The 22,295-nt window shown below is 58.4% G+C and carries 20 protein-coding genes and 1 tRNA gene; 15 read left to right on the top strand and 6 right to left on the bottom strand.

The features are described 5' to 3' along the window. Positions 1-15: 15 nt before the first annotated feature. The 5 genes from proX to QF010_RS00600 all read left to right on the top strand — a co-directional run bounded on the left by proX (position 16) and on the right by QF010_RS00600 (position 5,506). Positions 16-1,059, top strand: a complete 1,044-nt coding sequence (gene proX / locus QF010_RS00620; protein WP_429532335.1) for a glycine betaine/L-proline ABC transporter substrate-binding protein ProX — start codon at positions 16-18, stop codon at positions 1,057-1,059. Positions 1,060-1,145: 86 nt separating this feature from the next. Then, entirely contained in the window at positions 1,146-2,495 is a 1,350-nt protein-coding gene (locus QF010_RS00615; RefSeq protein ID WP_429509416.1) for an MmgE/PrpD family protein, read from the top strand. Between the two features lie 47 nt (positions 2,496-2,542). Beyond that, the gene (locus QF010_RS00610) at positions 2,543-3,577 is read left to right on the top strand and encodes a GlxA family transcriptional regulator (RefSeq protein ID WP_429532334.1); all 1,035 of its coding nucleotides are present in this window, start codon (positions 2,543-2,545) and stop codon (positions 3,575-3,577) included. Between the two features lie 100 nt (positions 3,578-3,677). Continuing rightward, on the top strand, positions 3,678-4,829 hold the full coding sequence (locus tag QF010_RS00605; RefSeq protein WP_429532333.1) for an MFS transporter: 1,152 nt from the start codon (positions 3,678-3,680) through the stop codon (positions 4,827-4,829). A 26-nt stretch (positions 4,830-4,855) separates the two neighbouring features. Continuing rightward, positions 4,856-5,506, top strand: coding sequence for a dimethylsulfonioproprionate lyase family protein (locus tag QF010_RS00600; protein WP_429532332.1), 651 nt, complete (start codon positions 4,856-4,858; stop codon positions 5,504-5,506). A 207-nt stretch (positions 5,507-5,713) separates the two neighbouring features. Here the strand turns inward: QF010_RS00600 and QF010_RS00595 are convergent. From QF010_RS00595 to QF010_RS00570, 6 genes are all read right to left on the bottom strand, one after another. After that, positions 5,714-5,789 (bottom strand) — tRNA-Gly (locus QF010_RS00595). Between the two features lie 62 nt (positions 5,790-5,851). Next, a complete protein-coding gene (gene pgsA / locus QF010_RS00590; protein ID WP_008150904.1) occupies positions 5,852-6,412 on the bottom strand; it encodes a CDP-diacylglycerol--glycerol-3-phosphate 3-phosphatidyltransferase in 561 nt (186 codons plus the stop codon). A 32-nt stretch (positions 6,413-6,444) separates the two neighbouring features. Then, entirely contained in the window at positions 6,445-8,268 is a 1,824-nt protein-coding gene (uvrC, locus tag QF010_RS00585; RefSeq protein ID WP_033061681.1) for an excinuclease ABC subunit UvrC, read from the bottom strand. 2 nt (positions 8,269-8,270) lie between these two features. Further along, positions 8,271-8,912, bottom strand: coding sequence for a response regulator transcription factor GacA (gene gacA, locus QF010_RS00580; protein ID WP_008015884.1), 642 nt, complete (start codon positions 8,910-8,912; stop codon positions 8,271-8,273). A gap of 126 nt (positions 8,913-9,038) precedes the next feature. Next, positions 9,039-9,482, bottom strand: coding sequence for a GNAT family N-acetyltransferase (locus QF010_RS00575; protein WP_033061680.1), 444 nt, complete (start codon positions 9,480-9,482; stop codon positions 9,039-9,041). Beyond that, on the bottom strand, positions 9,482-10,240 hold the full coding sequence (locus QF010_RS00570) for a carbon-nitrogen hydrolase family protein (RefSeq protein ID WP_429532331.1): 759 nt from the start codon (positions 10,238-10,240) through the stop codon (positions 9,482-9,484). Before QF010_RS00570 ends, QF010_RS00575 begins: the two co-directional genes overlap by 1 nt. 160 nt (positions 10,241-10,400) lie before the next feature. Between QF010_RS00570 and QF010_RS00565 the strand changes: the two genes are divergently transcribed. The 10 genes from QF010_RS00565 (at position 10,401) to QF010_RS00520 (ending at position 22,289) form a co-directional block, all read left to right on the top strand. After that, complete coding sequence (locus QF010_RS00565) at positions 10,401-10,529, top strand: hypothetical protein (RefSeq protein ID WP_024164522.1); 129 nt, start codon at positions 10,401-10,403, stop codon at positions 10,527-10,529. A gap of 336 nt (positions 10,530-10,865) precedes the next feature. Next, on the top strand, positions 10,866-11,954 hold the full coding sequence (locus tag QF010_RS00560; protein ID WP_429532330.1) for a 3-deoxy-7-phosphoheptulonate synthase: 1,089 nt from the start codon (positions 10,866-10,868) through the stop codon (positions 11,952-11,954). Positions 11,955-12,242: 288 nt separating this feature from the next. After that, positions 12,243-13,124, top strand: coding sequence for a lipase family alpha/beta hydrolase (locus QF010_RS00555; protein ID WP_429532329.1), 882 nt, complete (start codon positions 12,243-12,245; stop codon positions 13,122-13,124). 108 nt (positions 13,125-13,232) lie between these two features. Further along, positions 13,233-13,514, top strand: coding sequence for a peptidylprolyl isomerase (locus tag QF010_RS00550; RefSeq protein ID WP_033061676.1), 282 nt, complete (start codon positions 13,233-13,235; stop codon positions 13,512-13,514). A gap of 135 nt (positions 13,515-13,649) precedes the next feature. Then, positions 13,650-15,518: an extracellular solute-binding protein gene (locus QF010_RS00545; RefSeq protein WP_429532328.1), complete on the top strand. Its 1,869-nt coding sequence runs from the start codon at positions 13,650-13,652 to the stop codon at positions 15,516-15,518. Then, on the top strand, positions 15,518-16,579 hold the full coding sequence (locus QF010_RS00540) for a microcin C ABC transporter permease YejB (RefSeq protein WP_033061674.1): 1,062 nt from the start codon (positions 15,518-15,520) through the stop codon (positions 16,577-16,579). Before QF010_RS00545 ends, QF010_RS00540 begins: the two co-directional genes overlap by 1 nt. Further along, positions 16,579-17,601 (top strand): ABC transporter permease, encoded by a 1,023-nt coding sequence (locus QF010_RS00535; RefSeq protein ID WP_429532327.1) that lies wholly within the window; start codon positions 16,579-16,581, stop codon positions 17,599-17,601. The genes QF010_RS00540 and QF010_RS00535 overlap by 1 nt, the downstream gene beginning before the upstream one ends. A gap of 14 nt (positions 17,602-17,615) precedes the next feature. Next, positions 17,616-19,199: an ABC transporter ATP-binding protein gene (locus QF010_RS00530; protein ID WP_429532326.1), complete on the top strand. Its 1,584-nt coding sequence runs from the start codon at positions 17,616-17,618 to the stop codon at positions 19,197-19,199. Beyond that, complete coding sequence (locus tag QF010_RS00525) at positions 19,196-20,611, top strand: sigma-54 interaction domain-containing protein (protein WP_033061671.1); 1,416 nt, start codon at positions 19,196-19,198, stop codon at positions 20,609-20,611. Before QF010_RS00530 ends, QF010_RS00525 begins: the two co-directional genes overlap by 4 nt. A gap of 286 nt (positions 20,612-20,897) precedes the next feature. After that, on the top strand, positions 20,898-22,289 hold the full coding sequence (locus QF010_RS00520; RefSeq protein ID WP_033061670.1) for a GntP family permease: 1,392 nt from the start codon (positions 20,898-20,900) through the stop codon (positions 22,287-22,289). Positions 22,290-22,295 lie beyond the last annotated feature (6 nt).

Genomic DNA, 22,295 nt, shown 5'->3' with positions numbered 1-22,295 from the left:
CCAAGGCAAACGATAATGAACTTCACAACCTTCGGAATAAAACAGAAATTCATTCACTCTGTGGCGCTTTTAGTACTAGCGGTCTCCCCTGTTTTCGCATCAGCCGCCACGACGCAGGAGCCCGGAAAAGGTGTATCAATCACCCCGATTTTCCCGTCAATTGCCGAAGAGCGATTTCGCGGAGAGATCGCAATGGCTGGGCTCAAGGAATTGGGCTACGACGTTCAGACGCCTAAGGAAACCGAGTACTCCACCATGATGATTGCACTTGCCAATGGTGACGCTGATTTCTCGGTTCATCTGTGGGAGGAACTGCACAAATCGTTCTACGCGAAGGCCGGCGGTGATGAAGCGATGGTGAAAACCGGCAATATTATGCCGGGCGTACTGCAGGGCTACATGATCGATAAGAAAACCGCTGACCAGTATCACATCACCTCTCTCGATGATTTGAAAAAGCCAGAGATTGCCAAGCTGTTCGATAGTAACGGCGACGGTAAAGCGGACATGACTGGTTGCAACCCCGGCTGGGGCTGTGAGCTGATCATTGCCCACCATATGAAAGCCTATGGCCTGGATAAGACTGTCACAAATAACCAGGGCTCCTATTTTGCCCTGATGGCCGACACCATTGCTCGTTACAAAGAAGGCAAGCCAATTCTCTATTACACCTGGGTACCTCAGTGGATCTCCGGTGTTCTGGTCGAAGGTAAAGATGTTGTTTGGTTAACCGTGCCACGTACGGATCTTCCAGGCGGTAAGAACGATGTCAACACTACCTTCAATGGCAAAAACCTTGGTTTCGCGGTAGACACTGTCAGAGCGGTCATCAACAAAGAATTCGCCGAGAAAAATCCGGCTGCCGTGAAGTTCCTGTCTGAAATGCAGATCTCTACTGACGATGAAAGCGCGCAAAATCTCAAAATGCACAATGGTGAAAAAAGTGCAGCTGACATTACTCGTCACGCCAAAGAATGGATCGCGGCCCATCACGCGAAATACGACAGCTGGCTGGTAGACGCACGAGCCGCCGCTAATACCGCCACCGCAAAAAATTAATCCCTTCATTTAAATCTGCATAAAAGGTTGCCCTTCCCCGGGCAACTTTTTATCCGTTTCGGCGTTCATCATTCAGGAATCATGAAATGCAGTTGTATTCATTCGTCCAGAATTTCAGTTACCAGGACGCGCCCCTGCATATACGCGAGTTGGTTAAAACTTGCCTGCTCGACATCATTGGTGTGGCCGCCGGTGCTCGCGACAATCAAACCAGCGTGATGCTCAAAACCTACGCTGACACTCACTACTCTGCCAACAAGCTGTCCAGCCGCCTTTGGTTCGATGGCAGGGCCGTGCATCCTTTGGGTGCCGCGTACGCAGGCGGTTTCTGCGTTGATAGCCTGGATGCACACGAAGGTCACTTCACCTCCAAGGGGCATGCGGGTGCAACCGTTGTCCCGGCCATTGTCGCATTGGTTGACGCGTATCGCAGTCAGGGCAAAGACATCAGCGGTGAAGAGTTTCTCAGCGCACTGTGCATCGGTTACGAGACCGCCTTGCGGGCCGGTCAGGCATTGATGGCCACTGCCCCTGAATATCATGCCTCAGGCGCCTTTTCCGGGATCGGGGTCGTTTGCGCCGGTGCCCGCCTGCTGAAGCTTGATGAAACGACGTTCCGTCATGCACTGGGAATCGCGGAATACTTTGGCCCGAGGTGTCCGATGATGCGCCTGGTGAGCTTTCCGACGATGTTGCGTGATGCCCACGGCGCCGGGGCGTATGCCGGACTCAACGCACTACTGATGGCACAGCTCGGTGTCACTGGCGCTCCAGCCGCCACCGTTGAACCTTTGGAGATTTCCACTTTCTGGCAGGACATCGGAACCCGCTGGGAGATCGACGAGCAATATTTTAAACCGTGGCCGGTATGTCGCTGGGCGCAACCGGCGCTCACAGCCATGACCGATTTAATGCGAGCACATCCAGCCATCACTGCTGAGTTGATCGAGACCATTGATGTGGAAACGTTCCACGAGTCTGTGTGCTTGCAGGGGCATTTTCCGAAGAATGCGGACGAGGCCCAGTATGCGCTGGCGTTCCCGCTGGCTGCCTTGATCGTTCGCGGGAAGCTGGGCCCTAAAGAGGTCACCGGGGATGCCATTCATGCGCCAGACATCTTGAGCATCAGCGAGAAAATTACCCTTCACGAGGCGCCTGACCTGTCCGCCAGGTTCCCGGAGGAAATTCTGTCCCGCGTCACCGTTACCCTGAAAGACGGCACGCGTCTTACAAGCCCGACAGCGACGGCCAAGGGCGACCCCGGCAACCCTATGTCGAGTGACGAACTCACCGCTAAATACCATTTACTGGCTGATGACAGTTTGGGAGCCACGCTCAGCAATGCCATAAAAAACAGCGTTGAAGCATTGCCCGGTAGTGATGACTGCCAATCATTCTTTGATTTGTTGCTGTCTGCTCCAAAAACCGCTGCGTAGATCCGCTACGGTTTCTTAGCTATTCGCTCAGGTGTCAAAGAGGATTTATGTCATTCGTATTCGAGAGCGTGCTCAAAGACAAGAACATGGGGTACTCCTATACGGCAGAGAAACCAATAAAGCCGCAGGCGGTGACTCGTGTAGCTTTCGTGCTTTTGAACAATTTCTCGATGATGTCGTTCACCGGCGCTATCGATGCGCTGGTGACCGCCAACCTGATTAGCGAGACACCGGCGTTTGAGGTGTTGACTGTCGGCATCAAGAGCCGTCTGGTCATGAGCGATCTGGGAATTGCGATTTCGGCAGACCTGGAGCTATCACAACTTCCGGATCGTATCGACGTGCTCATCGTCGCCGGTGGTTTGCGAGTGAAGCTGATTAGCGACCCGCTATTACGGCGCAAGCTGCGTAACGTCGCCTCTCTTGGCGCGACCATGGGAGGCTTGTGGAACGGGGCATTTTTCCTGGCAGAAGCTCAGCTAATGGACGGTGTCGAGTGTGCCTTCCATCCAGACGGGCGAGCGATGATGGAGGATGTTTTTCCCAAAGTGCTGGTCTCTTGTCGAACGCACGTAATCGATCGAAACCGTATCACGTGCGCCGGCGCCAGCAGCTCGTTACGCATGATGCTGGAGCTCATCACCGCCAAACAAGGCGTGTCGCTGACCCATGCTGTCGAGGAAATACTCAGTTGCGATCAAACCTCTGAAGTCTCTGGGATATCGACTGTCATTGTTGACTCTGACCCCACCTTGCCCCAAACCCTGAAACTCGCTTTAGAACTGATGCAAAAGAACATCGAAGAGCCGCTATCGATCGATGAACTGGCTGAATGTGTGAACATTTCCCGACGACAATTGGAGCGTCGCTTCTGTCGTTTCGTGGGCGCCACGCCCACCCGTTACTACCTTGAGCTGCGCTTGACTCGAGCACGCCAGCTTATTCTGCAGAGCAATCGGCCGATCACCGATATCGCGATTGCGACCGGCTTCTGTAGTTTCGCCAATTTTCATATGCGCTTTCGTGACTTCTTTGGCGTAGCGCCGAGTAGTTATAGAGCAACGTATGAGCGCAGGCGCTAGGTTTTCCGAAACCCAGGCCCGCCAAAAACACACAAGAAACCCGTACTGTCTAAGCCGAACAAACGATGGCTAGCATCATCGATAAGGATTACCGAGAATTATGAATGCTCCATCGCCGGTGTTGGTACCCACGGCTAACTACAGCGAGCGGATGTCTACTCGCATCGCCTTCCTTATCGCGGGTTTACTCATGTCCGCATGGGCGCCTCTGGTCCCATTGGTTAAAGCCCGCACTGGCCTGGACGATGGTGGCCTTGGGTTGCTGCTGCTTGGCCTGGGCGGTGGATCTATTGTGGCCATGCCTTTCGCTGGTTATCTCACTGCACACTATGGATGCCGCCCGGTCGTCATCTGGGCGACGATTGTCTTGTGTGCCGTTCTTCCGCTGTTGAGCACCGTAGTGTGGCTACCGGGCCTGGTGATCGCTGTCATTATCTTCGGTGCCAGCATGGGCATGCTTGATTGCGCCATGAACATCCAGTCCGTCATCGTCGAGAAAAACAGCGGGCAGGCACTTCAATCCGGCTTCCATGGCCTTTACAGCGTCGGAGGCATATTGGGCGCCGGCGCGATGACCGCTCTGCTGACCTTGGGCCTGCATCCGTTGATTGCCGCGCTCTGTATCGTTGCCACCGTTTTGGGAGCGCTTTACAAGGCAGCGCCTGCTTTTCTGATTTATGGCACTGAACGGGGCGGACCCCTGTTCGCGGTGCCCAGGGGTATCGTGCTGTTTTTAGGGGCGCTCTGTTTCATCGTCTTCCTCACTGAAGGCGCAATCCTCGACTGGAGCGCGGTTTTCCTGGTCTCGAGCCGAGGGTTAGAGCCGAGCATCGCCGGCTTGGGCTACGCATCCTTCGCCGCAGCGATGACGGTGGGCCGCCTGACAGGAGATGCCATCGTCAGCAAACTAGGCGGCGTGCGCGTCGTTGCGCTTGGCGGACTCTGCGCAGCCGCTGGCATGATCGTGTCGCTTGGAATCGACGGCTGGGCCGCGTCCCTGATCGGCTACGCTCTGGTCGGTGCTGGATGCTCAAACATTGTCCCGGTGCTCTTTACGGCTGTAGGCCGCCAGCAACGTATGCCACAGGCGGTAGCCATCCCCGCTGTCATCTCGATGGGCTACGCGGGGATTCTGATAGGTCCCGTATTTATCGGGGCGGTCGCCCATCTGAGTACCTTGTCATTCGCTCTTGGCTGCGTAAGTGTTCTGCTGGTTTTTGTCAGTGCGACAGCTCGATTACTTCGCAATTAACCGGATCTTTTCAGAGGTAAAAGGTGATGCAGTCGTTACCACAGATGTCGGAACAAGAACGCCTGATACAGGGAGTGGTGATGCGGGAGGCACTTGTGCGAATCCTGGCCCGGCATTCTCAAGTGAGTGGCGTTGATGGCGTGGATACAGAAATCTGTGTTCGCTCGTTGAGCAATGCGCGCCTGGACATCGGCTTGCCTCCGTTCTCGGGCGCCCCCCTGCCCGCTTGCCTGGAACCCACGGTAACGCGGGCATTGGCTGATGCACCCCGAACAGAACGGGACTTCAAGATTCTCCTATCGGCTCTTGAGGCCCTGCTGCCCAGTAGTCGCTGGATAAAGCGATCCGCTTCAGAAGGGGACGATGCTGCTTTCGAAGAAAAGCACCGACATGCGCTGATTCTCGGCAAGGGCGCACTGCTTGAATGTTCGACTATGACAGTGGGGTTAGCGGTCATGGAGCCTGAACTTTGCTATCCGTACCACAAACACCCCCCAGCAGAGTTTTATGTCGTTTTATCGGAAGGTAACTGGTACCGAGACGATGTCGGCTGGTGGAATCCCGGGCCGGGCGGTGTGGTGTTCAACCCACCATCGGCAGTCCATTCCATGAGGTCAACCGACAAGCCCTTGCTGGCACTTTGGGGACTTTGGGGACTTTCTTATGCAGTGGATTGATGCACCGACAATCAGCAAGTTGCTCGACACATAGAGAGCCGCTGCCCGTCATCGCCGATCTTTACCTCAGGATCCTGGACTTAATCCTGAACTTAAACGCACCGGACAGTGCTGGATTTCAGTTTTTCTCGCCGGAACGAAAAAAGGACCCGAAGGTCCTGATTTCAATCGCTTGCAGAATTCAGTGGAAATCTGCAGCGTAATATTTGGAGCGGGAAACGAGACTCGAACTCGCGACCCCGACCTTGGCAAGGTCGTGCTCTACCAACTGAGCTATTCCCGCGTCTTGGTGAGGCGCATTCTATAGAATCCAGATGCCCCGTCAACCCCTTGATTCAAAAAAGTTTATTTCTTTTCCACGTCGGTCTTCAGATGCGGCCAGGCAGCCCGCAAATACTGGACCATGGACCACAACGTCAGGCCCGCAGATATCAGCAGCAAGGCGTAACCCAGCAATACCCAGAACGTGAAATCCGATGGATTGGCCAGCAGGATCACCAGCGCCAGCATTTGCGCGGCGGTCTTCCATTTGCCCAGGTTCGACACCGCGACGTGAGCGCGGGCGCCGAGTTCAGCCATCCATTCGCGAAGTGCCGAGACGACAATCTCGCGACCGATGATCACGGCGGCCGGCAGCGTGAGCCACAGGTTGCCATGTTCTTGCACCAGCAGTACCAGCGCAACGGCGACCATCAGTTTGTCAGCCACGGGATCGAGGAAAGCCCCGAACGGCGTGCTTTGTTCCAGTCGGCGGGCCAGATACCCATCCAGCCAGTCTGTGGCGGCGGCAAATGCGAACACCGAGGCGGACGCCAGGTAGCTCCATTGATACGGCAGGTAGAACAGTAAAATGAAGATCGGAATGAGCAGGACGCGTAGTACGGTAATCAGATTAGGGATATTCATCGGCACAACTGGCTACGAGGTGAGGGGGCATTCTACTCGCTGTGCAGATTGGCATAAATCAACTCTGCGAGCTTTTTACTGATCCCGGGTGCTTTGGCGATCTCTTCGATGCTGGCACGAGACAGCTCCTGCAATCCACCAAAATGTTTCAACAAATCGCGGCGACGGGTCGGTCCGACACCGGCGACGCCCTCCAGTGTAGACGTGCGGCGAGTTTTTCCACGACGGGCGCGGTGCCCGGTAATCGCGAAACGGTGAGCTTCGTCGCGTATCTGCTGGATCAAATGCAACGCGGGGGAATCGCCGCGCAAGGTGAATTCGTGGGCAGCATCGTTCAGGTACAGGGTTTCGAAACCGGCCTTGCGCGTGGCGCCCTTGGCCACGCCCAGCAGAATCAGATCAGGCACGGCCAGTTCATTGAGCACGTCGCGGGCCATGGACAACTGCCCCTTGCCACCGTCCACCAGCAAAATGTCCGGTAGCTTGCCCTCCCCGTCCTTCAGCTTGCTGAAGCGTCGGGTCAGGGCCTGGTGCATCGCAGCGTAGTCATCACCCGGGGTGACGCCTTCAATGTTGTAGCGACGGTAGTCGGACTTGATCGGACCTTCGGGGCCAAACACCACGCAGGATGCCACCGTCGCTTCGCCACTGGAGTGACTGATGTCGTAACACTCCAGGCGCTGCGGGGGCTCATCCAGGTTCAACACTTCCGCCAGGGCATCGAAACGTGCAGCAACGTGTTGACGGTTGGCCAGTCGCGCTCCCAGCGCCTGCTCGGCATTGGTGACCGCCAACTGTTGCCAGCGCGCTCGCGTACCACGAACCCTATGACTGATGGTCAATTCGCGACCGCGCAGCTCATCGATGGCCGCGATCAGGGTCGGGAAGTCTTCGTGAACCACGTTGACGATCAGTTCGCTCGGCAAGTCGCGCTCGGGACTGCTGACGAAGTACTGGCCGAGAAACGCCGCCATGACTTCGGAAACGTCTTCTTCAATACCTACCTGCGGGAAGAAGTTCTTGCTCCCCAGCACCCGCCCGCCACGCACACTGATCAAATGAACGCAGGCACCACCCGGATTGACAAACGCGGCGATCACATCGACATCGCCCGTCCCGCCTTCCATGCTTTGCTGGTCCTGGACCCGGCGCAGTAATGAAATCTGATCCCGCAACTCGGCCGCACGTTCGAATTCGAGGTTGATCGCCGCCTCTTCCATTCCTGCGGACAACTCGTCCGTCAGCGCATTGCTGCGCCCCTCAAGGAACATCACCGAGTGCCGTACGTCTTCGGCATACACCTCAGGCTCCACCAGCCCGACACAAGGCGCCTTGCAGCGTTTGATCTGGTATTGCAGGCAAGGACGCGTGCGGTTCTTGTAATAGCTGTCTTCACACTGACGAACGAAAAACGTCTTCTGCAGCAGGCTCAGGCTTTCACGAATCGCACCGGCGCTGGGATAAGGGCCGAAATACTTGCCCTTGGCCTTTTTTGCACCGCGATGGATGCTCAAGCGTGGAAACTGACCGTCCGAGAGAAAGACGTAGGGGTAGGATTTATCGTCGCGCAGCAGGATGTTGTAGGGCGGACGCCATTCCTTGATCAGCGTCTGCTCAAGCAACAAGGCTTCGGTTTCATTGGCCGTAATCGTCGTTTCGACCTGAGCGATACGCGCGACCAGCGCCGCGGTCTTGGGCGCAAGACCGGATTTGCGGAAGTAACTCGACAGGCGATTCTTGAGGTTCTTGGCCTTGCCGACATAGAGCAGGCGTGCCTCGCTGTCGAACATGCGATACACACCGGGGCGCCCACTGACCGTCGACAGAAAGGCGCTTGGATCGAAGACTTCAGTCATTTTCAGAGGCTGGCATCGACCATGCCGTGACGAACCGCCAACAGTGTCAACTCGACGTCGCTGCTGATCGAAAGCTTTTCGAAAATGCGGTAACGGTAAGTGTTCACGGTTTTTGGCGACAGACACAGTTTGTCGGAAATGATCTGGACCTTCTGACAGCCAACAATCATCAGCGCGATCTGGATTTCACGCTCCGACAAGGCGTCGAAAGGCGAATCGTTGGTCGGCTGGAAGGATTTGATCGCCAGTTGCTGTGCAATCTGCGGGCTGATGTAGCGCTGCCCGGCAAACACCAGGCGGATAGCCTGGACCATTTCCGGCAGCCCGGCGCCCTTGGTCAGATAGCCCGCGGCCCCGGCCTGCAACAACCGGGTCGGAAACGGGTCTTCTTCGCACACGGTGACCGCGACGACTTTGATATCCGGATGACTGCGCAATAATTTGCGCGTGGCTTCAAGACCGCCGATGCCGGGCATCTTGACGTCCATCAGTACCACATCGGGTTTCAACTCACGCGCCTTGAGCAGGGATTCTTCGCCTGACTCAGCCTGGCCGACTACTTGCAGGCCATCGATGTCAGCCAGCATTCGTGTAATGCCTGTACGAACGAGATCATGATCATCGACTACTAGCACCCTAATCAAGCAGACACCTCGCGAAATGGTCTTATTGGGTTGCCGACACCTTAGCAAAAAGCAACTGGCAGACCTAGCGGCAAGCGTCATATAAAAAGTTTCAATTCATCTTGAAAGGCTTGTCGTATACGTGTTTCAGCCGGGCGAGGCATTGACATCACGCTGCATTCTCAGGAAACACGCGTCCGTGCCGACCACCTTCAGGCCCTTTCTCGAATACAACGCTTGCGCGGGATTATTTTCAAAAACCGTCAAACGCAATGCCGGACGCCGTTCCTTGCACGCCATGGCGAATACCTGATCAATCGCCCAGGAACCGGCGCCCTGCCCTCGAAACGCTTCGAGGACGTGCAGTTCGCGGATGTACAGGGCTTGGGCGTCACGACTCAGACTGAAAAAGCCCAACACGGTACTGCCACTTACAATCAGCCAATTCTCGCGCCCTGCCCAGCCAACATCGAACCCTTCGTCCTGCCACAGCAGATCGTGCTGAATGTAATAGCGGAGCATGTTGTTGCGGGTCAGTTCACGAGCGAAGTCGAGGTCCCGGGATGTCGCCGGACGTAATTCAAAGACCATCACCCCAATGCAACCTCCACTAATTGCCCTTTCCAGCCGTCAGCGTTGCGTCGAGCAACGACCATCAGGTTACCGGTTCCGGATGCAGACGCAATCAGTGAGCCGTCCGACGCCCAGATCGCACTTCGTCCTGCCGATTCCCAGCCACCCGTTGCACCGCCATGGTTGGCCATCAGGACCGCCATCGCATGAGTGCGGGCGTAGCCTTGCAACAACGCGGTATCCGGGGCGTAGCCGTTTTCCGTGATCAGCACGCCCGCCGCATAGAGATCGGCGCCTTGCTGCGCCGCCGCGGCAGCATGACTGGCGTGAGAGAAATCCGCGCACACCGCCAACGCGACCGTATCGGCACCTAGGGTCAGGGTCGAGCCGCCGGTTCCCGGTGCAAATGCCACCTCCTCGCCTGGATGCAGATGCTGTTTGCTATAGATCCCTAGCGATCCATCAGCGCCCAACACCAACGCCCCAATCAATACGGGCGAATCTTCCGACAACCGAATCGGCATCCCGACGACAGTCGTCACCCCGACTTCCCGCGCCAAATCCCGCAGCGGCTGCAGAACCTCGGCGTCTGGCGCAATGGCCAATTCAGCCGCCAGTCCACGCTCGTACCCGGTCAGCGACAACTCCGGGAACACCAGCAATTGCACGCCCTGCTCCGCGGCAAGTTGCATAAAGCGCTGATGCCACACAATGTTTGCGGCAAGGTCACCGGCGATGGAGATCGATTGAGCAGCGGCGATGATCAGGGGCGTCATGGTTCGTCCTTGTGACGTTGTATATAAGCGGAGCACAAAGTGTGTCACAACCGGCGACGCACTCAAGCGATAGAAAATGCCGTCGGTGATCGATAGCATTTTCTGATTGAATCCGTGTACCGGCCTCGAGTAAGCTCGGCGCAATCATCGGAGACAAATCATGTTCAACGCCCTCTCACAGCTTCGTACCGTCAGCGCCCTGCGCTCGGTGGCCGCTGCCCGGGTGAATGACGTTTGTGCTCCGGTCAGCTTTTATTTTGGGTATTGGTTTAGCCACTGGCGCGCCTGATACCCACACGGCGCCCACTTTAAACGGGTCGCCACCAGAGATTTCTCAACCCCCGGTCGGCTTCCCGACCGGGGGTTTTGTTTTTTCAGCCCCGCACATTTTTAGCGACACACCAGACAACCAGAGGATTCAACAATGAACTACGCCACTTATTACCGTTACGACAGTTTTACCGCCTGGCGATTTAGCAGCCTCCGCTCGGGACAGCCTGCCGCCTCCGATCGGTCACCCACAGGTGGCAAGCACACACACGCAGCCAATCCGGCCAATTGTCGAACACCCCAGTAGGGCCGAGTGCGCGGGAACGAACCCGCCGCCAGCCCAGGAAGCCCGAATATGAACTCGTCCGTCTCTGCTCTGCCGCTGTCCACCTTGAGCCCTGCCAATGAAGCGCTGACCCTGCGTCTGCCCAGCTCATTGCAACTCAAACAGCAACTGCCACTCAGCAACGCCCTGACCCAGCAAGTCGCCGCCCACCGCCAAGCGGTTCGCGCGATCCTCAACGGTGAAGACTCCCGTCTGCTGGTCATTGTCGGCCCTTGCTCGATTCACGACCCTCAGTCCGCCCTCGAATACGCCGGCAACCTCGCCCGCCTCGCTGCCGACGTCAGCGATGAAATGCTGCTGGTGATGCGCGCCTACGTCGAAAAACCCCGCACCACCATCGGCTGGAAAGGCCTGGCCTACGACCCGCAGCTTGATGGCAGCGACGACATGGCCGGCGGCTTGACCCTGTCCCGCGAGCTGATGCGCGAAATGCTCCGCCTGGGACTGCCGATTGCCACCGAACTGTTGCAACCGATGGCCGCCGGCTACTTCGACGATCTGCTGAGCTGGGTCGCTATTGGCGCTCGCACCACCGAGTCGCAGATCCACCGTGAAATGGCCAGCGGCCTGGGCATGCCGGTAGGCTTCAAGAATGGCACCGATGGCGGTGTCGGTGTGGCCAGCGACGCCATGCGCTCGGCCGCCCATCCGCATCGCCATTTCGGCGTCGACAGCCAGGGGCATCCGGCAATCATTCAAACGCCGGGCAATCCCGACACCCACCTGGTGCTGCGTGGCGGACACCGCGGGCCAAACTACGACCGCGACAGCGTCGCCCAGGTGAACAGCGATTTGACCAAACTGAAGATCCCGACCCGGATCATGGTCGACTGCAGCCATGCCAACAGCGGCAAAGACCCATTGCGTCAGCCAGCGGTGTTCAACGATGTGCTTGAACAGCGCCTGCAAGGTGATCGTTCACTGATCGGCATGATGATCGAAAGTCACCTGTTCGAAGGCTGCCAACCGCTGGGCCCGTCAATGCGTTACGGCGTGTCCGTCACGGATGGCTGCCTTGGCTGGAACGGGACGGAATTGTTGTTGCGCCAGGCAGCCGATCGGCTCAGAGCGCAGAGCAGCGATCAACAATCGGCGTGAGCCATACCCTCTTCCAGTCCTCCCATCGAGGACTGGACGTCGGAATCGAGACACGATGAACAGGCAAACGGTGTTCCCGAAGTAGGCCATCGCAGTAAAACGCGCTGTTACAGATAAAAAGATGTCCAAATATTCCGACCAAGACCTCATGTACTTTCGAACTTTCGTACATTTTCTATTCCGTTTTCAGCAGGTTACAGCGGCTTTTTCATACAACGCCGAACAGTGGGTGTGCTTTAGAGTGAGCCCATCAACACACCTCTGAACGACTGCGAAAAAGGAAAGAACATGCTACGGAATGCAACCACTCAGTATCCGATCCTGTTGGTCCACGGGCTCTTCGGCTTCGATCGCATCGGCAAGGTCGAACTCTTTCATGACGTCAAGCAGGCCCTCAGGAGTGCAGGCGCAAGAGTGTTTATCCCGCACCTGTCGGCTACCCATAGCAATGAAGCCCGCGGCGACCAACTTCTGGCGCAGGTCGAACGGGTACTGGAAGGAACCGGTGCAAACAAAGTCAACTTGATCGGCCACAGCCAAGGCGCACTCGCCGCACGTTATGCGGCAGCGACAGCGCCGGAGGCCATCGCTTCGGTGACGTCCGTCAGCGGACCGAATCACGGCTCGGAACTGGCCGACTTCCTGCGCAAGGCGCTGACGCCCGGCCGCCTGCCGGAACATGTCGCCGCGACGGTCGCAACGTTGTTTGCAGACTTTCTATCGTTGCTCAGCGGCCACCGTCACCTGCCGCAGAACGCCATCGCCGCTCTGAACGCCCTGACCACCGAAGGCGTAGGCGCGTTCAACGACAAATACCCCCAGGGTTTGCCGAAAACCTGGGGTGGCAAGGGTCGCGAACGGGTCGACGGCGTACATTATTACTCCTGGAGCGGCACCTTGCAGGGCGACATCCTGGACAAAGGGCTTGATGCACTGAGTCCACTGCACGGGTTTCTCCGCGCCTTTTCCCGATACTTCACCACCGAGCCCGAGCAGAACGACGGACTGGTTGGCCGCTACAGCTCCCATTTGGGTAAAGTCATCCGGTCCGACTATCCGCTGGATCATCTGGACAGCCTCAGCCAGACCGCCGGTCCGTTGCGCAAGGGCGTCGACCCGATTGCCCTGTATGTGCAGCATGCGGAGCGTCTGAGAAATGCCGGTCTATAAAGGAATGCCATACCGGCCTCCAGGGTCTGGACGGAACTTTGAGGAGAAATAGGCCACTGAATCCGGTAGGCTCAGCACTTTACTGAACATTGAAAGGAGCATTTTCCCATGCCTAAAGCCACTGCCCGTCACATCCTGGTTGCCTCGGAAGCCAAGTGCAACGAACTGAAAGCCCAGATCGAAGGCGGCGCCGATTTCGCCGAAGTCGCCAAAGCCAACTCCACTTGCCCGTCCAGCCGCCAGGGCGGTGATCTGGGTTCGTTTGGTCCAGGCCAGATGGTCAAGGAATTCGACACCGTGGTCTTCAGCGCACCGATCAACGTGGTGCAAGGCCCGGTCAAGACCCAGTTCGGTTACCACCTGCTGGAAGTGACCAGCCGTCAGGACTGATCAAGCCTCAAGTTTTCTACACAACGGCCCGCCTTTTGGTGGGCCGTTGTGTTTCGGTTACGTGATACGAGTGGCGAGGGAAGCGCCGCTAGCGTACAAATTGCGGTTACTGACCACCCGGCTCTAAGGCTGACAATGCGACTGGCGTTCCCTACTTTATTGTTCACGGCCGTGGCCCTGTTGTTGAGTGTCACTGGTGTGACTGCAGCACCGCAACATGCGTTGACCGTGTACGGTGAACCGGCGAAGTATCCTGCCGGCTTTAGTCATTTTGCCTACACAAACCCGCAAGCCCCCAAGGGTGGCACGATGCGCCGTTCGGCCGTCGAAATCGGTCATTTCGACCATATGTTGCCCTATATCGATAAAGGCATTGGCGTCACACAGGTCGACGGCCTGCTTTACTCGCCCCTCGCGCAGCGTTCACTGGATGAGCCTTACACCGTGTACGGTCTGGTGGCTGAGAAGATGGAGCGCTCGGATGACGGGTTGTTCCTGCGCTTCTACCTGAACCCCAAAGCCCGCTTCGCCGACGGCAAACCGATCACGGCCCAAGACGTACGCTACACCTTCGACCTGTTGATGACCCAGGGCAGCCTGCGTTATCGCACCCAATTTGCCGACGTCAAAGGCGTCGAAGTGGAATCACCCCTGACAGTTCGGTTCGACTTGAAGAGCAATGAAAACCGTACCCTGCCCCTCGATATCGCGACCTTGCCGGTGTTTCCCGAGCATTGGTGGAAGACTCGCGACTTCGCCAATGGCGGCGGTTACGAACCACCTTTGGGCAGTGGCCCCTACAGGGTGAGCAAAGTCGACTCCGGCCGCAGCATCACCTTCACGCGCAATGCCGACTGGTGGGGCAAGGATCTACCGGTCAGTCGCGGCCTCTACAACTTCGATCTTTTCAGCATCGAGTACTTCGGCGATACCGACGTCGCCCGCCAGGTGCTGCGCGGCGGTGCCTACGACTACAACCGCGAATTCTCCGCCACCGCTTACTCCATCGGCTATGACAGCCCGGCCCTGAGCGACGGGCGCCTACAAAAGGCGCACCTGGCAACACAAGCGCCCCAAACGGCTCAGGGCTTTGTGTTCAACCTGCAAAACCCGCTGTTCCAGGACCGCCGAGTGCGTCAGGCGCTGGCCATGCTCTGGGATTTCGAGTGGAGCAACCGGCAGATGATGCGCGACATGTACATCCGCCAGCAGAGCTACTTTTCCAACACCGACCTCGCCGCTCGACAACTGCCGGACGCCGGCGAACTGGCGATTCTCGAACCGCTGCGCGGGCAGATCCCCGACGAGGTTTTCACCCAGGTTTTCCAGGCACCGAAAACCGATGGCAGTGGCGTGATACGCGACAAACAGTTGCAGGCACTCGATTTGCTCAAACAGGCCGGCTGGAAACCCGATGGCGATCAGCTGGTCAATGCCGAAGGCAAGTCATTGAGTTTCACTTTCCTGGTCAGCCAGAACGGCATGGACCGATTGCTGCTGCCTTATAAGCGCACCCTGAAACAGATCGGCATCGACATGAACATCCGTCGCATCGACTCGTCCCAATACGTGAATCGCCTGATGAGCCGCGACTACGACATGATCGTCACCGGCTACCCGGTCACGACGTCGCCCGGGGGTGAACTGCTCAATTACTTCGGCTCGGTCTCGGCCAACGACCCTGGCGCCAATAACTACATGGTGTTGAAAAATCCGGCGGTCGACACACTGATCGCCGGGCTGATTCGCGCCACCACCCAACCCGAAATGCTGCACTACGCCCACGCCCTGGACCGGGTGCTGCAATGGAACTACTACTGGATTCCCAACTACTACCCGCCGGGCAGCTCCACCGTATGGTGGAATCGTTTCGGCAGGCCCAACGAGCAAGCGAGCAATGACGAAGCCATCGAGAGCTGGTGGGAAATCAGCACCACGCCGCTGACCAACCAACAGATGACCGCTGAGCAAATCAGCCGTGGCAGACCTGGAGGGCCGCACTGATGTGGGCTTACATACTGCGGCGTTTGCTGCTGATCATTCCGACGTTGGTGATCATTCTTCTGGTCAACTTCATCATCGTCCAGGCCGCGCCGGGCGGCCCGGTGGAACAGGCCATCGCGCACTTGCAAGGCATTGGCGGCGCGAGTGTCGGCGGCGGTTCCAGCGAACGCATGTCCGGCACCTCCCGATCCAGTCGCGGCCTCGACCCGCAACTGATCAAGGACATCGAAAAGCAGTACGGCTTCGATAAGCCGGCGCACGAACGCCTGTGGCTGATGCTCACCAGTTACGCGCGCCTGGACTTCGGCAAGAGCTTTTTCCGTGGTGCGACCGTCACCGACCTGATCCTGGAAAAAATGCCGGTGACCATCTCCCTTGGGCTCTGGGCGACGCTGATCACCTACCTGGTGTCGATTCCCTTGGGCATCCGCAAGGCCGTGCACCACGGCAGCCACTTCGATATCTGGAGCAGCACCGCGATCGTCATCGGCTACGCCATGCCGGCGTTCCTGTTCGCGATGTTCCTGATCGTGGTCTTCGCCGGCGGCACCTCGTTGAACTGGTTCCCGGTGCGCGGGCTGGTCTCGGACAACTTCGAATCGCTGTCGACCGTGGGCAAAATCGCCGATTACTTCTGGCACCTGGTATTGCCGGTGACGGCGCTGGTGATTGGCGGGTTCGCCACGCTGACCATTCTGACCAAGAACTCCTTCCTCAATGAAATCACGCGCCAATACGTGGTTACCGCCCGCGCCAAGGGCCTGAGCGAACGCCGAGTGCTCTACGGTCACGTGTTTCGCAACGCCATGCTGCTGGTGGTCTCAGGGATTCCCCAGGCGTTCATCAGCGTATTTTTCGCCGGTTCCTTGCTGATCGAAGTGATCTTCTCCCTCGACGGCCTGGGTCGCATGAGTTACGAGGCCGCGGTTTCACGGGACTATCCGGTGGTATTCGGTTCGCTGTTCATCTTCACGCTGTTCGGTCTCTTGATAAAAATCGTCGGCGACCTCTGCTACACCCTCGTGGACCCGCGTATCGACTTCGCCGCGAGGAACGCCTGATGTTCAAGCTCTCGCCGTTAGGTCGTCGTCGTTTTGAGCGTTTCAAGAAAAACCGTCGCGGCTGGTGGTCGCTGTGGCTGTTTGTCGGCCTGTTCCTGCTGACCCTCGGTGGCGAGCTGATCGCCAACGACAAACCGCTGATCGTCAGCTATCAGGGCTCCCTCTACTTCCCGGCCCTGAAGCGTCATACCGAGCAGGAATTTGGCGGGCAGCTGCCGTTCCAGGCGGACTACCGCAGCGATTATGTGCAGAAGCTGATTCACAAGGACGGTGGCTGGATGCTGTTCCCGCCAATCCCCTTCAGCGACGACACGCCGAACTACGACCTCAACCAACCCGCGCCCAGCCCTCCGACGAAGGTCAACTGGCTGGGCACCGACGATCAGGCGCGGGACGTGGCGGCCCGAGTGATTTTCGGTGCGCGGGTGTCGATCCTGTTTGCCTTGATGCTGACGTTTGTCAGCGCACTGATCGGCATCGCCGCCGGCGCCCTGCAAGGCTATTACGGCGGCTGGGTCGACCTGATCGGTCAACGGTTGCTGGAGGTTTGGTCGGGGCTGCCGGTGCTGTACCTGCTGATCATCCTGTCGGGTTTCGTCGAGCCCAATTTCTGGTGGCTGCTGGGGATCATGGCGCTGTTTTCCTGGCTGGCCCTGGTGGACGTGGTGCGCGCCGAGTTCCTGCGCGGACGCAACCTGGAATACGTCAAAGCCGCGCGGGCGCTGGGCCTGACCGACCGCAAGGTTATCGTCCGGCACATCCTGCCCAACGCAATGAATGCGACGCTGAGTTATCTGCCGTTCATTCTGACCGGAGCGATTTCCACCCTCACAGCGCTGGATTTCCTCGGTTTCGGCATGCCCGCCGGCAGTGCATCGCTGGGCGAGTTGATCGGTCAGGGCAAGCAGAACCTGCAAGCGCCGTGGCTGGGGCTGACGGCGTTTTTCACCCTGGCGCTGATTCTTTCTTTACTGGTGTTTATTGGCGAGGCGTTACGTGACGCCTTTGATCCCCGATCGTGATGCGGACGGCTGATATGAGTAACAACCTGATCGAGATTCGTGACCTGCGCGTGGCCTTCAGTGGCCAGACCGTGGTGCGCAATCTGTGCCTGGACATCCGCCCCGGCGAATGCCTGGCGCTGGTGGGCGAGTCGGGCTGCGGCAAGTCGGTGACCGCTCACTCGATCCTGCAACTGCTGCCCGAGACCGGCACCGAAACCACGGGCAGTATTTGCTACCGTGGCCGGGAGCTGGTCGGCGCTCCGGCCAAGGTGTTGCGAGAACTGCGGGGTAACCGCATCGCGATGATCTTCCAGGAGCCCATGACCTCGCTCAACCCGCTGCACAGCATCGAAAAGCAGATCGGCGAAACCCTGTTGCTGCACAAGGGCCTGGCCGGTAAAGCCGCGCAAGAGCGGATTCTCGAGTTGCTGCATCTGGTCGGCATTCAGAAACCCAAAGAGCGGCTCAAGGCCTATCCCCATCAATTGTCCGGCGGCCAGCGGCAACGGGTGATGATCGCCATGGCCTTGGCCTGCGAACCAGAGTTGCTGATCGCCGACGAGCCGACCACAGCGCTGGACGTGACGGTGCAGCGCAAGATCTTGCTGCTGCTCAAATCCCTGCAACAGCGTCTCGGCATGTCGCTGCTGCTGATCAGCCACGACCTCAATCTGGTGCGCAGCATTGCCCAGCGAGTCTGCGTGATGAAGGCCGGGGAAATCGTCGAGCAGGCACCTTGCGAAACACTGTTTACCGAACCGAAACATCCTTACAGCTGCGTCTTGCTGAACGCCGAACCGGATGGTGAAGCACTGCCCCGGGACGAGCGCGAGAACGTGCTGGAAGTGGATAATCTGCGCGTTCAGTTTGCCCTCGGTGGCGGGCTGTTTCAGCGCAAGACCTACCTGAAGGCCGTGGACGGCATCAGTCTGAACATTCAGCGCGGCAAGACGCTGGGTATTGTGGGCGAATCCGGCTCCGGCAAGTCGACGCTGGGTCAAGCAATCCTGCGCTTGCTCGATTCCGAAGGCGGCATTCGCTTTCAGGGTGCAGCGCTGGACGGCCTGTCGCAAAAACAGCTGCGGCCGTGGCGCAAGAAAATGCAGGTGGTGTTCCAGGACCCGTTTGGCAGCCTCAGCCCGCGGATGTCCGTGGCGCAGATCATCAGTGAAGGCCTTGAAGTGCATAGCCAGTTGACGGCTGACGAATGCAAGGCCGAAGTGATTCGGGCGCTGGAAGAAGTCGGCCTCGACCCGCAAAGCCGTCATCGCTACCCGCACGAGTTTTCCGGCGGCCAACGCCAACGCATCGCCATCGCCCGGGCGCTGGTGCTGAAACCGGCGCTGATCCTGCTGGACGAACCGACCTCTGCGCTGGATCGCACCGTGCAAAAACAAGTGGTCGCCCTGCTCCGCCAACTTCAGGAAAAACATGGCCTGACCTACCTGTTCATCAGCCACGACCTGGCGGTGGTCCGTGCCTTGGCTCACGACATGATCGTGATCAAGGACGGCAAAGTAGTAGAAAGCGGTGCCAGCCACGAAGTATTCGATTCACCGCAGCATCCCTATACCAAAGAGCTGTTGGCGGCGGCGCATCCTGGGGCCGTCCGATGAACACCACCGAAAGCCTCAAGGACTATCAGCGCGTTCGCTTGCTGGCGATCCGTTCGTTGTTCGAGATCATCGAGCAGTCCAGCGAAGGCACGGTGATTGTCGACCGCGACGCGAACATCGTCTGGATGAACGAGCGCTATGCCCGACGCTTTGGCCTGGAGTCGGCGGAAGTGGCGATCGGCAAGGCCTGCGAAAGCGTGATCCCCGGCAGTCTGTTGCGTGAGGTGGTGCGCACCGGTCGGCCGATTTTGCTCGACATGCAGGACACCCCCAAAGAACCGCTGGTGGTGATGCGCCTGCCGATTCATGACGACGCCGGCGTGGTGATCGGTGCCATCGGGTTTGCACTGTTTGACGAATTGCGCAGCCTCTCGCCGATGCTCAAGCGCTACATGAGCATGCAGGAAGAACTGGCGTCCACCCGCTCGCTGTTGCGAGCGCGGCAGACCAAGTACAACTTCGCGCACTTCATCGGCACCAGCGCCGCCAGCCTCGAAGTCAAACGCCGCGCCCGGCGCAGCGCGAGCGCCGAGTCTCCGGTATTGCTACTTGGTGAAACCGGCACCGGCAAAGAGCTGCTGGCCCAGGCGATCCACGGCGCTTCGCCGCGCGCGCACAAAGCCTTTGTCAGCATCAACAGCGCGGCGATTCCCGAATCGTTGCTGGAAGCGGAATTCTTCGGCACCGCGCCTGGCGCGTTTACCGGTGCTGATCGCAAGGGCCGCGCCGGCAAGTTACAGATTGCCCAGGGCGGCACCCTGTTTCTCGATGAAATCGGCGACATGCCGTTGCCACTGCAGAGCAAATTGCTGCGGGTACTGCAGGAGAAAGAATTCGAACCGGTGGGCTCCAACGAAGTGATCCAGAGCGATGTGCGGGTGATTGCCGCGACCTCCACGGATCTGGAAGCCGCAATCAAACGCGGTGAATTTCGCGCCGACCTGTATTACCGCCTCAACGTGCTGCCGATCCAGGTCCCGCCGCTGCGTGATCGACTCGATGACCTGCCCGCCCTCAGTGAAGCGATTCTGGAGGAGCTGCGCAGTCAGCACGAATTGAACCGCGAAGCCCTGGACCTGCTGGGTCAACATGCCTGGCCGGGGAATATTCGCGAGCTGCGCAATGTGCTGGAGCGCGCGGCATTGCTCAGCGATGACCTGATGCTGAATGCCACGGATATCCGCGCGGCGATTGGGACGTTCACACCGGTAGAGCGTGCGGCGCCGGTAACGATTGAGTCGGTTGCGCATGAGACGTTTAGTGAGGCTCGTGAGCGGTTTGATCGGCAGTTGATTGAAAGCACCCTCGCGCAATGCGGAGGGAAGGTGATTGAAGCGGCAGCGCGATTGGGGCTGGGGCGGTCGACGTTGTACAAGAAGATGGTGGCATTGGGGATTGCGGAGTCTCTATAAAGAGACACAAATCTCCATCGATAGACAGACCTTCGCGAGCAGGCTCGCCCCCACATTTAACCGCATTCGTGCACGCAACTCGGTCAACCTGTAGGAGCGAGCCTGCTCGCGATGAGTCCGGCATTGCCGACACAAGTCTCCAAATAGAGACAAACAACCAAAACCTCACTCAAACAATCTACATATTTCCTTATATTTCAACGGCTTGCCTGTCTGGCACGAAACTCGCTATAGCCCTCTCCCACCAAGATCCACCCTAAAAAAATAACAATCCAGGAGACACACCATGAGTGTGATCATTGCCTTGGCAGCTCTCACGCTGCTAATGCTCGCGGCCTACCGTGGCTACAGCGTTATCCTCTTTGCCCCGATCGCCGCCCTCGGCGCCGTTCTGCTCACCGACCCTTCCGCCGTCGCCCCCGCTTTCACTGGGGTGTTCATGGAGAAAATGGTCGGCTTCATCAAACTGTATTTTCCGGTATTCCTGCTCGGTGCAGTGTTCGGCAAGCTGATCGAGCTGTCGGGCTTTTCGCGCTCCATCGTCGCCGCGGCGATTCGCCTGCTCGGCACCCGCCAGGCAATGCTGGTGATCGTACTGGTCTGCGCCCTGCTGACTTACGGCGGCGTGTCGCTGTTCGTGGTGGTGTTCGCGGTCTACCCGTTTGCCGCTGAAATGTTCCGCCAGAGCAATATTCCCAAGCGACTCATCCCGGCGACCATCGCCCTCGGCGCCTTCTCGTTCACCATGGACGCCCTGCCCGGCACCCCGCAAATCCAGAACATCATCCCCAGCACCTTCTTCAACACCACCGCCTGGGCCGCACCTTGGCTGGGCCTGATCGGCGCGATCTTCGTGGTCTGCGCCGGCATGCTGTTTCTGCAGCGCCAACGCAACAAGGCTCAGCGCGCCGGTGAGGGTTATGGCACCGAACTGCGCAACGAGCCGGAAACCGCTGCCGACATCAAACTGCCCAACCCGTGGATCGCCGTGTCGCCGCTGTTGGCCGTCGGCATCATGAACCTGTTGTTCACCCAGTGGATTCCGCAGTGGTACGGCAAGACCCACAGCCTCGCGCTGCCGGGCATGGCCGCGCCGGTGACCACCGACATCGCCAAGCTCACCGCGATCTGGGCCGTTCAGGCAGCCTTGCTGGTCGGCATCATCATGGTGTTGGTGTTCGGCTTCCAGGCGATTCGCGGCAAGTTGGCCGAAGGCAGTCGAAGTGCGGTCAGCGGTTCGTTGCTGGCGGCGATGAACACCGCGTCGGAGTACGGCTTTGGTGCGGTGATCGCCTCCTTGCCGGGCTTCCTGGTGCTGGCCGACTGGCTCAAGAGCATCCCCAATCCGCTGGTCAACGAAGCGATTACCGTAACCTTGCTGGCCGGCATCACCGGTTCTGCGTCGGGCGGTATGAGTATCGCGCTGGCGGCCATGGCCAATGACTTCATCGCAGCGGCCCATGCGGCAAACATTCCGCTGGAAGTGCTGCACCGGGTGGCCGCAATGGCCAGTGGCGGCATGGACACCCTGCCGCACAACGGCGCGGTGATTACCTTGCTGGCGGTGACCGGCCTGACCCACCGCGAAGCCTACAAAGACATTTTCTGTATTACGCTGATCAAGACCCTGGCGGTTTTTGTGGTGATCGGTACTTTCTACGCCACTGGCATTGTGTGAGGTATT

The organism is Pseudomonas silensiensis, from assembly GCF_050434865.1.
GTDB lineage: Bacteria > Pseudomonadota > Gammaproteobacteria > Pseudomonadales > Pseudomonadaceae > Aquipseudomonas > Aquipseudomonas fluorescens_W.
Note: the sequence above shows the minus strand (reverse complement) of the source record. Positions and strands in the feature narration are given on the sequence as shown.